A 13824-nucleotide genomic window follows, 5' to 3' on the forward strand; every position below is an offset into this window, starting at 1 on the left:
CAGGGTTAGCCAAAGAACTTCTTGCCAGTCTTGGCCATTTCACGCAGCTTCTCGGTCGGATGATAAAGAGGACCAAGGTCTGCATACTTGTCTGCCAGCTCGACGAACTGATCTACACCCATGTCGTCGATATAGCGCAGGGCGCCACCACGGAACGGCGGGAAGCCGATACCGAAGATCAGCCCCATATCCGCATCGGCCGGATCCTCAACGATGCCATCTTCCAGGCAGCGAACGGTTTCCAGGCACAACGGGATCATCATCCGGGCAATGATGTCTTCTTCATCAAAGTCCTTCTTACCCTGAACAACAGGCTCAATCAGCTTGTAGGTTTCTTCGTCTACAACCTTCTTTGGCTTGCCCTTCTTGTCGGTTTCGTACTTGTAGAAACCCTTGTCATTCTTCTGACCGTAACGGTTATTCTCGAACATCACATCAATGGCAGACTTGTTCTCGTCCTTCATGCGATCCGGGAAGCCTTCGGCCATCACTTCGTTGGCGTGCTTGGCGGTATCCATGCCCACCACGTCCAGCAGGTACGCGGGGCCCATGGGCCAGCCAAACTTTTCCATGACCTTGTCGACTTTCTGGAAATCCGCGCCATCGCGAACCAGTCCGGCAAAGCCGCCGAAGTACGGGAACAGCACCCGGTTCACCAGGAAGCCCGGGCAGTCGTTCACAACGATCGGAGTCTTGCCCATGGCCTTGGCGTAAGCCACCGTGGTCGCGATAGCGCGGTCACTTGTTTTCTCGCCGCGAATCACCTCAACCAACGGCATCATGTGCACCGGGTTGAAAAAGTGCATACCGCAGAAGTTTTCCGGACGCTTCAGGTTTTTGGCCAGAAGGTTGATGGAAATGGTAGAGGTATTGGAGGTGAGTATCGCATCCTCACGAACCGCTTCTTCAGTCTCGCGCAGAACCGCATCTTTAACCTTCGGGTTCTCAACGACAGCTTCAACCACCAAATCGACGTTCTTGAAATCGCCGTAGTTCAGGGTCGGTGTGATGCTGTTGAGCACGTCCGCCATCTTGCCGGCGTCCATCTTGCCCTTGGCTACGCGCTTGGAGAGCAGCTTCTTGGCCTCTTCCAGACCCAGCTTGATGCCGTCCTGATTGATGTCCTTCATGATGATCGGCGTGCCTTTCAGCGCCGACTGGAAAGCGACACCGCCCCCCATGATGCCTGCGCCCAGTACCGCGGCCAGATTGACATCGTTGGCTTCTTTTTCCCACGCCTTGGCTTTCTTCTTGAGCTCCTGATCGTTCAGGAACAGTCCGACCAGACACGCAGCAACGTTGGTTTTCGCCATCTTGGCGAAACCTTTGGCTTCAACTTCAATCGCCTTGTCGCGAGTCATGCCAGCATGCTTCTGCATGACCTTGATGGCTTCAACCGGCGCCGGGTAATTCTTGCCCGCCTTGCCGGCGACAAACGCCTTGGAGATCTCGAATGCCATCATGCTTTCCATGGCATTCAGTTTGATCTTGCCTTTCTTCTCTTCACGACGGGCCTGATTGTCCAGCTTTCCTTCGTTGCACTGATTGATGATGGCAACCGCCGCATCGACCAGTTTGTCGCCGTCAACGACTGCATCAACAGCACCGACTTTCAGAGCCGCATCGGCCCTGTTCTCGGTTCCGCCACTGATCCACTCAACCGCGTTATCAACACCGACCAGACGAGACAAACGAACAGTACCGCCAAAACCGGGGAAAATACCCAGCTTGACTTCCGGCAGGCCAACTTTTGCCTTCGGGTCCATGACCCGGTAATCAGTGGCAAGACACATCTCGAACCCGCCGCCTAACGCCATACCGTTAATGGCGGTTACGGTCGGGAACGGGAGGTCTTCGACATCGTTGAAAACGTCGTTGGCCTTGAGGTTGTTGGCTACCAGATCCTCTTCCGGGCCAGCAAAAAGCTCGGTGAATTCGGTAATGTCAGCACCAACAATAAAGCTGTCCTTGGAGCTGGTTACCACCAGGCCCTTCAGATTCTTCTGCGCTTTCAATGCGTCAGTCGCGGCGCGGAGCTCTTCAATAGTGAGACGGTTGAACTTGTTGACTGACTCGCCCTGCAAGTCAAAGTTCAACTGAGCGATCCCGCCGTCGATCTCTTTAACCGTGATGGCTTTACCTTCGTAAATCATCAACTGATCTCCAGTCTGTGTTTGGAACTGCTTTCAGCCACCATAACCGTGTTTGCACTGATGCGGCTCAGATGGCTGTTTATGCAGCGAGATTTCGGTCACTGCCTAATCGTTCGATTCAAAAAATTCATACAGTCGTTTGAATCGCGAGGGCACACGATGAAAAAAAAACAGTCGTTTGTCAATTTGTTTCTTGCCGGTACGGCGAAAAAGCCTCTGGAACAGCCAGAGGTATAAGAAGAATGATTCGACGGATTTCCTCAATTTTCAGTGCCGTAGAGGCTAAACCAAAGAAAAAACGAGAACTTCATCACGTAAATTTCATGATTGTTTACAGTTCTCCCCTGTCAGGCAGGGAAAACAGCTTGATCGCCCGGCAGACATACTTTAACTTCGACCTACGACTTTGGTCCACAACAATAAAACAGCAATACGGAGATTTACCCGATGAAAGACACTCGCTTGCGGGTTCGCTCCCTGGTAGCCGCACTGATTCTGCTGGCGCTGACATCGCTGGGCGCGCGTGCCCAGGACGCGTCTGGCGAATTTCTCTCCGACTTGCATGACTTCCGGGTCAGCAACTACATGGCCCTGGACGCCTATTATCGGTTCAGCGCCAATGGCGACACCAACATCCTTAATGAGATCGTTGCTGGCATCAATTCTGCAAATGACGCGATCAACGCCATCGCGGGTGACACCAACGGTGTTTTGTCAGCAGAGCAGGTTGAATCCCTGAACCAGGAGTTCGACAAGTTCAAAGGTCTCATGCGGGACAACATCAATGATGTTCGCAAGACCGGATATCCGGATTTGCGCCTGGTGTCCGACATGGCCAACCAGGCACTCACCGTTAACGATGTGGCTTCCAACCTATACCAGGCCGCACAGGAAAGTTCTCAGACAGATACCCGACCAAGGATTGAGGCAGCGCGCTCGGCAGCCGTCAAGATGGCCCAGATGATGGCCAAGTACTCCGTTCGCACCAACTCCTCTGTTTCCCAGACTTTCCAGGGGTCCTCAACTGAAATACCACTTGATGAACAAGCCAGGGAATTCGATCAGCTTCTGGCAGGCGTTCTTCAGGGGAGCACGGAGAATGAGCTCAAGTCGGTTCTTGAAGACGTATCCTCCAAGTGGGAATTTATTCGGAGTTCCTATATTAACTACAACGAGAAGAACGTTGGCTTCGTCATTGATCGTTACTCCAAAGGCATATTGAGCGGTCTTGCCACAGCCATTGAGCTGCTGAAAGACAACGTCTGATTTTACCTGCCAGAACTCTGACGGGCACAACCCACCCGCCAGAGTTCATGTTTTCCTTCAAGTTTATTGATACCCGTCAGTTTCCGGGTACACTTTCCGGATTGGATTTAGGGTACTATCCTGAATTAAAGCCCGCGTGCGAAGGAGTAAAACAATGTCTGCCTACAAGAAAATGCTCGTTGCGATTGATCTGACCGAAGAAGCGCCCCAGGTATTGAATAAGGCCAAAGCCATGAGTGACGCTCATGGCGCCGAATTGATGTTGGTTCACGTAGTCGAGCCCGTGGGCTATGCCTATGGCGGAGACATACCGATGGATCTGACCGAGCTGCAGGACCAGCTCGACAAGGCGGCCCATGAGCAGCTGGCAAGTTACGGCGACCAGTATGGTGTGGCCAAGACGAGCCAGGTTGTGACCGTTGGCCGCCCGGAATCAGAAATTCATCGTCTGGCCAAGGAGCAGAACGTAGATCTGGTGATCGTTGGCAGCCACGGCCGCAAAGGCTTCCAGCTGTTACTTGGTTCGACTGCCAATGGCGTCCTGCATGGAACCGAGTGTGACGTATTGGCCGTGCGTATCAACTGATGCCTCAAACAGCAAAAAGGCCGGGGACTCAGGTCGCCCGGCCTTTTTAAACGTGACCGGGGCCATCAGCGCCCTTCCCCGCCCATTTTCGCCTCGAGTTTCCTGAGCTGACTTTCCAGAGAGAAACTCACACTTGAGGCCATTGAAAAGAAGTTCAGCAGCGCCTTCAGGTTGCTGTCGCCCTTGCAAACCGAATGAATGCGCTGCCACAGCGCCTGGTTAACCAGTTGCAGGCGCTGATTTCGCTCAACCAATCCCTTCAGATCCCAATCAGGTTCCCGGTGATTTCGCTTGGCAAAGTATTGCTGGAGCAGGTAATGGGAAACGCTGCGCATGATGAATTCATCAGTGTTAGCAAATGGCAGGTGGTGGACTGCCATCGGTTTCAGCTCGGCAAGAACCGGACAGCCACTAGTCGCCATCTTGAGCCCCAAAAGGGATCTCAACGCCTCCTCCAGAGCGGTCTGCTTTACGTAACTCCGCTGGTCATCCACCACCGTTACATCTACCTTCTGATAGGCATCGTCCGCTTGAAATGCCTCGACAACAGGGAGGATCTCGGTTGCGGCCGGACAATACGCCGTATCACTGGCGCTAAGCGGGCAATTGGCACACTGACAATGTTCCAGTTTCACCCATGACGGCACATTGCCTTTTGGCGCTGCTGGCTGGTCCGCCAACTTGAACTCTACGTTACGGCCGTCCTGAAATCCGAACTTATAGGTTACGCTCATTGATTCGACTGCTCCTCCAGCTCCATCCAACGCTCGATAACTTTCTCCAGACGGGCTTCCTTGTCCGCCAGGTCCTCCAGAGTTTCCGAGACTTCACCGGGTGGGCCTGAATAAAAATCCGAAGAGGAGACCAGACCCCGTAATCTGCCAACCTCCTGCTCCAACGCCTCAATTTTCCCCGGCAGTTGTTCAAGCTCAAGTTTGAGTTTGTAGCTGAGTTTTTCAGGTCTCAACCTGGCCGGCTCTGCCACGGCCTTTGCAGCTTCGGATGACTCGGCTTTTTCTACCACGGCAGAGGATTTTTTTTGTTTGTCCTGTTTATCCGGGCGATTTCCGCTGGATTCGGAAGGAAATCGACCACCTTGACGCCGCCAGTCGCTGTATCCGCCAACGTACTCACGAACCTGTCCAGATCCATCCAGGAATACCGTTTCCGTGACCACATTGTCCAGGAATTCACGGTCGTGACTGATTACAATGACGGTTCCCTTGAACTCTGCCAATTGCTCTTCAAGCAGCTCCAGGGTTTCTACGTCAAGATCGTTGGTTGGCTCATCCAGAACCAGAATATTTGCCGGTTTGCTGAACAATTTGGCCAGCAGGAGACGGGCTCGCTCGCCGCCAGAGAACACCCTCACCGGTGAGCGTGCGCGCTCAGGGGTGAACAGAAACTCCTGCAGGTATCCAAGCACATGCTTACTCTGGCCATTGATGTCGATAAACTCTCGTCCTTCCGAAAGGTTATCGAGTGCATTTCTGGTCAGGTCCAATTCGCCCCGGAGCTGATCAAAGTATGCGACCTGAAGATTGGTACCCAGACGAACCGATCCCTCGGTTGGTTGCAGATCTCCTAACAACAGACGAACCAGCGTTGTCTTTCCAGTGCCATTTTCTCCAACCAGGCCAATTTTGTCGCCACGAAGCACCGTCAGATTCAATCCGTGAACGATATCATCACCATGAGGGTAACCGAAGGCCGCATCCCGTGTTTCAACAACCAGTTTTCCGGAACGTGCTGCATCTTCAACGGCAAAGGTAGCTGTACCACCCAGGTTCCTGCGTTGTCGGTGCTCCTCTCGCATCGCTTTCAGCGCACGCACACGCCCCATGTTACGCGTTCTTCGTGCTTTAATGCCCTGACGAATCCAGGCTTCTTCCTGTTTCAGGCGTTTGTCGAAGAGTGCGTTCTGCCTCTCCTCCTCTTCAAGCGCTTTCTGCTTGAGATCGAGGTAGCGATCATACGTTGCCGCGAAGCTTACGAGCTGGCCCCGGTCGAGCTCGACGATTCGTGTTGCCATATTCCGTATGAACGCCCTGTCATGACTAACAAACAGCATCGCGCCCCGGAACTGTGTCAGCGCCTCCTCAAGCCATGCTATCGCTGGCACATCCAGGTGGTTCGTCGGCTCATCCAGCAGAAGAATGTCAGGCTCGGCTACCAGGGCTCTGGCCAGAAGCACCCGGCGCTGCCACCCGCCGGAAAGTGTATCCAGACACCGGTCGGGGTCTATTCCGTACTGAGCGAGGATGGTGCTGACTTTCTGATCCAACAGCCACCCATCCAATGCCTCCAGTCGTTCCTGCACCTTCATCAGGCGATCAAGGCTGACTTCATCACCCTGCTGAGACAACTGGTGGAATTCCGCCAGCAGTTTTCCGGTTTCAGGAAAAGCTCCGGATACCACTTCATAAGCCGTCCGCTTGTCTTCCGATGGCAGGTTCTGAGGCAGTACCGCCAACACGGCACCATCTTCCAGGCGAACCAGGCCCCCGTCCGGTGTCACCTCACCACTGACAATTTTCAGCAGTGTGGATTTTCCCTCACCATTTCTTCCCAGAAGACAGACCCGCTCACCGGCCTCAATGATCAGGGAAGCCTTGTCGAGTAGTGGGCGCATTCCAAAGGCAAGGGAAACAGCATCCAGCGTTAACAGTGGCACGTTGAGTTCTACTCCGTAATTGTAATTTCGACAGGGTCACCAATACTTATGACCCCGAAGGATTCATGGATGGCATTCATACCGAAAATCACTCCGTCTTCGGTACGACGATAACCTGACAGTGTTCTCAAAGGCTGCACAGAGTCATCCTTGATTCCCGTGTCCGGATCAACGGTGGTCATCACGCAGCGGGAACAGGGCTTGACGAGACTGAACCGCATTTCCCCGATAATCATCTCCCGCCACTGATCCTCCGCCCAGGGACGAACTCCATCAACGACAATATTGGGCCGGAAACGGCGCATTTCCACTGGAGAGCTCAATCGTTCGTTTAGTTCGTCGAGGGAGGCCCTGTTCACAATCAGCAGCGGAAAACCGTCAGCAAAACTGACCCGGCGCCTATCCTGTACTCTTGCGGCATCGACTGGACGAAACGAAGACTCCGGCATATACACGAACTGGAACCGACTACCGCAATAGCGGCTGAGAGCTTCATTGGCATCCGCCTCGCCGATGAACGCCTGAACCCAGTCCCGCCATACCTGAACCCGCAGCGCCCTCCCAGACGCCCTCAGTACAAACCGACCCTCTCCCGGTATGTCGACCTCAACTCCTTCGTCAACAATCTTTGTTCCGACTTTTGCGAGTTCCGGGTTTTGTCGCTGTGTAACAAAACGACTCTCTTCATCGATGATCATCCACCGTCGGTCACCCGAAGGACCAAAGTTGTCCAGTTCAAAGTGCTCCACTGCGATACCAGCGAGAGATTTAACCGGATAAATCCAGAGCGACTGAACGTTCATGCTGGGTGCGCCTCCCGACCGGATTTCGTAAATAAACAATGGCCGCCGATTATAACTGACCGGGCACTGGAACGCCGTGTTTGTAGTCACCACATACGAAAAAACCCGGCCTCTTTCGAGACCGGGTTTTAAAATCTGGAGCGGGAAACGAGATTCGAACTCGCGACCCCAACCTTGGCAAGGTTGTGCTCTACCAACTGAGCTATTCCCGCAATGCTGTTCGGTTCATGCCGACAACGGAGGCGTATTCTACGGATACGGTGCTTTCCGTCAACCACTTTTTCCAACTTTTTGCCAATCGGGCAACCAACCGAAAAAACTGCTCACCAACTGCGCAAATGAAAAGGAGATCACCAACTGGTCAACCCCGTTCGCTCTCTGACTCCGAGTGAGAGGCAACGCTTTTGCTAGCGCAATTCAGAAAGCTGGAACTGTGCAGCCATGTCTGATCGGGGTAGTATTTGAATACGAGTTGGCCCCCTTTCAGATTATCGACAACTTTCTTGATCACATCATTATCCACCGCTGGACAGCCATGACTGCGCCCAATCCTGCCGTATTTACTCACCCATGTTTCGTCTACGTAGTCCGCTCCGTGAATCACAATGGCACGATCACGCGCGTGATCGTTGATCCCGGGCTCCAGACCATCCAGCCGGAGAGAGTAACCGTGCTTCCCGAAATAAGACTCCCTGGCCTGAAAAAGCCCAATACTGGACTGATAGCTGCCCTCAACATTTGAAAAGGAGGTGGACTTGAAATTACCCGAGTTTTTACCATGGGCAACAAGGTCTTTCAAAATCAGCTCGCCCTTTTCAAGGTCAAATATCCACATTCGCTTTTCACTCGACGGCATCGAGAAATCAATAACTGCAAGTCGCTCCGGTACCTCAATGCCATGAGACACAGCGCAACTTGCGGCCGCAAAGGCGGATTTCAGTACGGTCTGGTCCAGCATGGGAGCGGTGCTGGAAAGACGGGCCAGCAGCTCATCATTCATGGTTGCACTGAATGAAGGCGACGGAAGGCCTGCCAAAAGCGCCAGCAAAACTCCGGGCCAAGCCCCCCGAGATCGAGCGAACATTCCACTTCTCCGATAACAAAACGTAAAGGGGCGCGGCAGTCGCGCCTCAACATAATAAGAGTGACGCATTCTATCAGGCAAAAGTGGTAACCCGGTCAAAATGTACATTATTTATACAAAAATTAAAGGGACATACTCCGACAGCTCCGGAGGCGTTATTCAGCAACAGATTCAGGACACCTGTCATTGACCGAAGCGACGCCCGGTCTCGAGATAGGCCTCCTCATCCGGCGACGATTTTCGGCCCACGGCCTTGTTCCGGTGAGGAAAACGGCCAAATCGTTGAATAATTGCCCGGTGGTCCCTGGCGGACTGCGCAAAGCTTCCCATAAAGTCCCGGAGAATTCCGGATGTGACCGTCGCCAGCTGTTCGTAGCATTCCACCGAGAGAGTCTGGTCTTCAAGCCGCTCGGAATGCTGCAGCGGCATATACAGGAAGGCTCGCTGAACCGCTGGCAGCATCATGTCCTGGCCTTTGTGCATGGCATTTTTGCAGAGTTTCCGGGCCAATACGTCCTGATCAAAAGCCATCGCTCCGCCCCGGAAAATGTGTCGGGAAAATTGGTCCAGCAGGAGGATTTCGGCCAGCGCTCCGCCCGGCTCACGCCGCCATTGATCAAGACCCTGCTCTGACGCAAAAAGCACCATTGAAAGAAAACGTCGACGAATTTCCTGATCGAATTTTCGGTCCGAACGAAACCAGCGGTCGCGGTGGAGCCTGTCAGGCAACCCTGATTCATCAAGTTCTCCGAACCAGAAATCCAGAATCTCTTTCCAATCGAACATTAGGAGACACCCTGTTATTTTTAACGTCTGTACACTCTGCCTTATGATGGGTTATGCAGGTTATGACAGACCACACCAAAATGTTTAATCAGGAGAGCGGATGAGCCATCGCATTATTTTGTTGGCACACGGAAGCAGTGACAAGCGTTGGTGCGAGACGTTCGAAGGCCTCGCCGGTCCAACGCTCAAAGCCGTGCCAGAGTCACGAGTAGCATACATGGAGCTGGCCGAACCATCGCTCGAGAATACTGTAGCCGAAGGCGTTTCGGCTGGGGTGGATGCGTTCACGGTAATCCCTCTCTTCCTGGCGGCTGGGCGCCACCTTCGCAAGGATGTGCCCGCCATTATTGAATCCCTCGAGCGCGCCCATAATGTGAAAATAAGTCTGGCGCCTCCGATCGGGGAAAACCCTTTGCTTGGACAAGCTATCAAGGACGTTGTAGTGCTTCAGCTCACAAGCACTGATCCCTGATCCGGGTCGATAATTACGACCTCGACTGCCAGGGAAGTGATTCGAGGAGGACAGTTGTTATGACTAAACGGATACTGATCACAGGCGGTACCGGCTTTATCGGACAGGTGCTCTGCAGGGAGCTGCTGTCCCGGGATTATGAGTTGACCGTTTTCAGCCGCCAACCTGCCGAAAACGTTCGCGCGTTCTGCGGTCGTGTGGAAGCGGTTCGGGACCTTGACCAGCTAAGAGCCCACCCCGGTTTTGACGGCGTCATTAACCTTGCCGGTGAGGGCATTGCCGACAAACGCTGGTCGGAGCAGCGAAAAAAAGAGCTCAGGGACAGTCGCATAGCAGTGACGGAAAAGTTGGTGCAAGTGATTCATAGCTGGGAGAAGCAGCCGGAAGTACTGGTTTCAGGCTCTGCGGTTGGCTTTTATGGAGACCAGGGGTCTTCTGTAGTGACGGAGCAGACTCAGCCCCGGGATGAGTTCACCCATCGCCTTTGCCGGGACTGGGAAAATGCGGCAATGCCTGTAACTGATGACGGTGTACGGTTATGTCTATCACGAACAGGGGTGGTTGCCGGGCGCGGAGGCGGTTTTCTTTCCCGCATGATTTTACCGTTCAAACTTGGATTGGGAGGGCGCCTTGGCAGTGGCCGACAGTATATGCCCTGGGTCCACCGTGACGATGTTGTAAATGCGCTGATCTGGATGCTGGAAAAAACATCGGCTACCGGGCCATTCAATGTCGTCAGCCCGAACCCTGTTACCAACCGTGAGTTTACGCGCTGCCTGGGTGAGGTGCTAAATCGACCAACGCTGTTCCCGGCCCCCGCACCTGTGCTTAAGCTCGCTCTGGGTGAAATGTCCCGACTGCTGCTTACCGGACAGCAGGCCTACCCTGAGAACCTGACCCATGCCGGTTTCCAGTTCAAATATCCGGAACTTGCGCCAGCCCTGAGAAACTCCGTTGGCCAGGAATGAGACATAAGCTCTGTTGATCAACGCTTTTTTTCAAAAAGGCGTTGACACCTCGCAGAGGCTTACTTAATATACGCGCCACCTCGACGAGGCAAGGTTTTGAAAACGTTGCGTCCCCTTCGTCTAGTGGCCTAGGACTCCGCCCTTTCACGGCGGCAACAGGGGTTCGAACCCCCTAGGGGACGCCATTTCTTCACCTTGACTGCCTGGCCTCTCCAAGGAGGTCAGACCGGTTTTCCGCCATGTTTTCCGTCCTTTTTCTTGTGGTCTCCGTGCGCCTTTTGGTCCTTCATGACGAAAATGCCGACACCCACAAAGAAGCCCAGCATCAGTAATACAGTAACAATTCCGGCGATAACAACTGCGTCAAAGTACATTGTAGATTCTCCTTCCAGCGACTTACTTAACTAAGTTCAGGTTACGATGCCTGCAGCCACCGGGTATTGATCTGCGTCAACCGTGCTACTGCCCTTTCGTACGCAAAAACACTGAACCCGCACACATTTCTCTCTATTTTTCCTGCGTTTGCAAAGCACCCGAATGAAACTACTGCTATAGTCGAAAGATAACGATTTCTCCTTTAAACCGGCCTGGGTGGCAGAACTCTACGACATGCCAAAACTGTCGACGCGTCTCCAACGTTTTCGCAAAGGGTCTCCCCTCTCATTCCGGCTACTGGCATGGATACTCCTGTTCAGCTCTGCATTTACACTGATCGCATCCGCAATACAGATCTATTCTGACTACCGCAAGGATCTTTCCCTCATCGATAACCGCATGGCAGTCGTTGAATCGGGCTACTCCTCCAGTCTCGCTCGAAGCCTCTGGGCATTGGATCAGAAGCTTCTGCAAACCCAGATGGAAGGCATACTCAGCCTTCCCGACATTGTGCATCTCCGTCTGCGAATCGAGCCGGATTCCGAGCTTGTAATGGGGGAAATACCCCGAGGCGCTCAAATCACCTCACACAGTTTCAACCTGGTTCACCAGGGTGATGAAATGTTCAAACTCGGCGAACTTACGGTGACTGCTGATCTCGATCGCGTATACCAGGAGATGAAACGCAAAGTGGGCATCATTCTGGCCACCCAGTTCCTGAAAACGTTTTTCGTCTCAATCCTGATCATCTGGATCTTCCAGTACTTTGTAACCCGCCACTTGTCGACGATGGCAACCTATGCCCGGGATTTTTCTCTGAAAAACCTGTCCCGCCCTCTCGAACTTGATCGCCCCGACACACCCAGCAACCGCAGGGACGAGCTTGGACGGGTAACCGATGCCATTAATCAGATGCGGGAAAGGCTAAATGATGACATAGCTCGCCAGGAACGGGATGCGGAGCAAATTCGTAAGTTCTCGAAAGCGATCGAGCAAAGCCCCTCCTCGGTTCTGATGTGTGATCGACAGTGGCGAATCGAGTTTGCTAACCAGAAGTTCACCCAGCTCACGGGCTACGACGCAAAATCCATTCTGGGCAAGCACCCGGGCTCCCTGGGCGAGAATAATATTGAAAACAGGGAGGGCAGGCACCTGTGGCAGTCTATTCGTCTGCAGGTCCAGCGGGTCGGAGTCTGGCAAGGTGAAGTGAACAGCATTCGCAAAAACGGCGAGCGGTTCTGGGAACAGCTGATTGTAACGCCCATCAAGGATGGGGCTGGCGATGCAACCGGCTATCTGATCCTTGGTGAAGACATCAGTATCCGGAAACGTTACGAACAACAACTCCTGCGTCAGGCAAACTATGACATCCTCACGGGGCTACCCAATCGGATGCTTGCACTGGACCGGCTCAAGCTCGCCCTGGCCCAGGCTCGCCGGGAGAACACGCTGGTGGGTGTCATGTTCCTGGACCTCGACAATTTCAAGCACGTTAACGACACCCTGGGTCATGATGCCGGGGACAGTCTGTTAATTGAGGCAGCTCGGCGCATTTCCAGCTGCCTGAGGGGTACAAGCACGGTGGCTCGGTTGGGCGGTGACGAATTTCTCGTCATACTGCCAGGCCTGACAGGCCCCGACGCGACGTCACAGGTAGCAGACCGCATCCTGAAAACCTTCGCTCCCCCCTATATTCTGAATGGACAGGAAGTCTTTGTTACGACAAGCATCGGCATAGCCATCTTCCCTACCGACTCCGACAACAGCGGAACCCTGCTCCAGCATGCCGACGCCGCCATGTACCAGGCCAAGCACAAGGGCAAGAGCGCATTTGCGCACTTCGCACCTGAGATGACCGAGGTATCGCACGAACGGCTGCAAATGGAATCCCGTATGAGGCGGGCTCTTGAACTGGAAGAGTTCGAGCTTTATTTCCAACCTATTGTTCACACGGATTCCGGAAACCTTTGTTCCGTTGAGGCATTGTTGCGCTGGAACAATCCGTCGATGGGGATGGTCATGCCCGACCGATTTATCCCGCTGGCAGAAGAAACCGGGCTTATTATTCCCATTGGCGAATGGGTGCTTGAGGAAGCATGCAAAGCCGCCGTTAGCTGGAAAGAAACCGCGGGCAGGAACATCGGCATATCCGTTAACGTATCGCCCAGACAATTCCGGGATCCAGGCTTCACCGAAGCCGTCATGCGGGCTCTATCCGCTAGCGGCCTTGAAGCGGACCAGCTTGAACTGGAAATTACTGAACGGCTGATTCTGGATAATTCCATTGAAACGGCTGAAATTCTGCGTCAGCTGGACCGGTCCGGCATCCGTCTCTCAGTGGATGATTTCGGCACAGGCTATTCGGCGCTGAGTTACCTTAAAAGCTACCCCTTCGACACCCTGAAAATCGACAAGTCGTTTATACAGGATGTTATGAAAGAGCCCGAAGACGCCTCACTCGTTCGGGCGATCATCAATATGGCCCACAGTCTCGGCCTGAGCGTGATCGCCGAGGGCGTGGAAGAAGAGCCTCAAACACACTTTCTCAAGCAGGAAGGGTGCGATTTTTGCCAGGGCTACTTCTACAGTCGCCCCCTGCCGGCAAAGGACTTCGAGAACTGGCTCAAAACTAACCAGCGCGTGCAGATATAACCACC

12 protein-coding genes and 2 tRNA genes are annotated in these 13824 nt (G+C 53.6%); 6 read left to right on the forward strand and 8 right to left on the reverse strand.

The genetic code is table 11. The features are described from left to right. Positions 1-5 precede the first annotated feature (5 nt). Positions 6-2153 carry a fatty acid oxidation complex subunit alpha FadB gene (gene fadB / locus BKP64_RS06765; protein ID WP_070967675.1) on the reverse strand — a complete coding sequence of 716 codons (2148 nt, stop codon included), beginning with the start codon at positions 2151-2153 and terminating at the stop codon, positions 6-8. A gap of 447 nt (positions 2154-2600) precedes the next feature. Here fadB and BKP64_RS06775 point away from each other — a divergent pair, with 447 nt between their 5' ends. Together BKP64_RS06775 and BKP64_RS06780 are read left to right on the forward strand one after the other, a co-directional pair. Next, positions 2601-3419, forward strand: a complete 819-nt coding sequence (locus tag BKP64_RS06775; RefSeq protein WP_070967681.1) for a hypothetical protein — start codon at positions 2601-2603, stop codon at positions 3417-3419. 154 nt (positions 3420-3573) lie between these two features. Next, a complete protein-coding gene (locus BKP64_RS06780; protein ID WP_070967684.1) occupies positions 3574-4005 on the forward strand; it encodes a universal stress protein in 432 nt (143 codons plus the stop codon). A gap of 65 nt (positions 4006-4070) precedes the next feature. Here the strand turns inward: BKP64_RS06780 and BKP64_RS06785 are convergent, their stop codons facing one another. From BKP64_RS06785 to BKP64_RS06810, 6 genes are all read right to left on the reverse strand, one after another. After that, the gene (locus tag BKP64_RS06785; RefSeq protein ID WP_070967686.1) at positions 4071-4739 is read right to left on the reverse strand and encodes a DUF6901 family protein; all 669 of its coding nucleotides are present in this window, start codon (positions 4737-4739) and stop codon (positions 4071-4073) included. Continuing rightward, positions 4736-6679, reverse strand: a complete 1944-nt coding sequence (locus BKP64_RS06790; protein ID WP_070967689.1) for an ATP-binding cassette domain-containing protein — start codon at positions 6677-6679, stop codon at positions 4736-4738. Before BKP64_RS06790 ends, BKP64_RS06785 begins: the two co-directional genes overlap by 4 nt. A gap of 8 nt (positions 6680-6687) precedes the next feature. After that, a complete protein-coding gene (locus tag BKP64_RS06795; protein WP_070967694.1) occupies positions 6688-7482 on the reverse strand; it encodes an MOSC domain-containing protein in 795 nt (264 codons plus the stop codon). A gap of 136 nt (positions 7483-7618) precedes the next feature. Continuing rightward, positions 7619-7694: transfer RNA gene (locus BKP64_RS06800), tRNA-Gly, on the reverse strand. A gap of 149 nt (positions 7695-7843) precedes the next feature. Next, positions 7844-8566, reverse strand: a complete 723-nt coding sequence (locus tag BKP64_RS06805; RefSeq protein WP_070967698.1) for a murein L,D-transpeptidase catalytic domain family protein — start codon at positions 8564-8566, stop codon at positions 7844-7846. Between the two features lie 183 nt (positions 8567-8749). Next, positions 8750-9352: a DUF924 family protein gene (locus BKP64_RS06810; protein ID WP_070967701.1), complete on the reverse strand. Its 603-nt coding sequence runs from the start codon at positions 9350-9352 to the stop codon at positions 8750-8752. Between the two features lie 100 nt (positions 9353-9452). Here BKP64_RS06810 and BKP64_RS06815 point away from each other — a divergent pair, with 100 nt between their 5' ends. From BKP64_RS06815 to BKP64_RS06825, 3 genes are all read left to right on the forward strand, one after another. Further along, the gene (locus tag BKP64_RS06815) at positions 9453-9824 is read left to right on the forward strand and encodes a sirohydrochlorin chelatase (protein ID WP_070967704.1); all 372 of its coding nucleotides are present in this window, start codon (positions 9453-9455) and stop codon (positions 9822-9824) included. Positions 9825-9883: 59 nt separating this feature from the next. Continuing rightward, positions 9884-10792, forward strand: a complete 909-nt coding sequence (locus BKP64_RS06820; RefSeq protein ID WP_070967708.1) for a TIGR01777 family oxidoreductase — start codon at positions 9884-9886, stop codon at positions 10790-10792. 109 nt (positions 10793-10901) lie between these two features. Next, positions 10902-10977 (forward strand) — tRNA-Glu (locus BKP64_RS06825). Positions 10978-11013: 36 nt separating this feature from the next. Here BKP64_RS06825 and ccoM read toward each other — a convergent pair. Continuing rightward, the gene (gene ccoM / locus BKP64_RS19735) at positions 11014-11166 is read right to left on the reverse strand and encodes a cytochrome c oxidase subunit CcoM (RefSeq protein WP_198402655.1); all 153 of its coding nucleotides are present in this window, start codon (positions 11164-11166) and stop codon (positions 11014-11016) included. Between the two features lie 235 nt (positions 11167-11401). On the opposite strand from ccoM, the gene BKP64_RS06830 reads away from it, so the two are divergent. Next, positions 11402-13819 carry a bifunctional diguanylate cyclase/phosphodiesterase gene (locus tag BKP64_RS06830; protein ID WP_070967711.1) on the forward strand — a complete coding sequence of 806 codons (2418 nt, stop codon included), beginning with the start codon at positions 11402-11404 and terminating at the stop codon, positions 13817-13819. The last annotated feature ends 5 nt before the right edge of the window (positions 13820-13824 follow it).

The sequence above is a fragment of the Marinobacter salinus genome, from assembly GCF_001854125.1.
Taxonomy (GTDB): Bacteria; Pseudomonadota; Gammaproteobacteria; order Pseudomonadales; family Oleiphilaceae; genus Marinobacter; species Marinobacter salinus.

Excerpts from the sequence above, each read along its gene's own strand:
- fadB (WP_070967675.1), bottom strand. The coding sequence starts at position 2,153 with ATGATTTACGAAGGTAAAGCCATCACGGTTAAAGAGATCGACGGCGGG.
- BKP64_RS06780 (WP_070967684.1), top strand. The coding sequence starts at position 3,574 with ATGTCTGCCTACAAGAAAATGCTCGTTGCGATTGATCTGACCGAAGAA.
- BKP64_RS06775 (WP_070967681.1), top strand. The coding sequence starts at position 2,601 with ATGAAAGACACTCGCTTGCGGGTTCGCTCCCTGGTAGCCGCACTGATT.
- ccoM (WP_198402655.1), bottom strand. The coding sequence starts at position 11,166 with ATGTACTTTGACGCAGTTGTTATCGCCGGAATTGTTACTGTATTACTG.
- BKP64_RS06830 (WP_070967711.1), top strand. The coding sequence starts at position 11,402 with ATGCCAAAACTGTCGACGCGTCTCCAACGTTTTCGCAAAGGGTCTCCC.
- BKP64_RS06810 (WP_070967701.1), bottom strand. The coding sequence starts at position 9,352 with ATGTTCGATTGGAAAGAGATTCTGGATTTCTGGTTCGGAGAACTTGAT.
- BKP64_RS06815 (WP_070967704.1), top strand. The coding sequence starts at position 9,453 with ATGAGCCATCGCATTATTTTGTTGGCACACGGAAGCAGTGACAAGCGT.
- BKP64_RS06785 (WP_070967686.1), bottom strand. The coding sequence starts at position 4,739 with ATGAGCGTAACCTATAAGTTCGGATTTCAGGACGGCCGTAACGTAGAG.
- BKP64_RS06820 (WP_070967708.1), top strand. The coding sequence starts at position 9,884 with ATGACTAAACGGATACTGATCACAGGCGGTACCGGCTTTATCGGACAG.
- BKP64_RS06805 (WP_070967698.1), bottom strand. The coding sequence starts at position 8,566 with ATGTTCGCTCGATCTCGGGGGGCTTGGCCCGGAGTTTTGCTGGCGCTT.
- BKP64_RS06795 (WP_070967694.1), bottom strand. The coding sequence starts at position 7,482 with ATGAACGTTCAGTCGCTCTGGATTTATCCGGTTAAATCTCTCGCTGGT.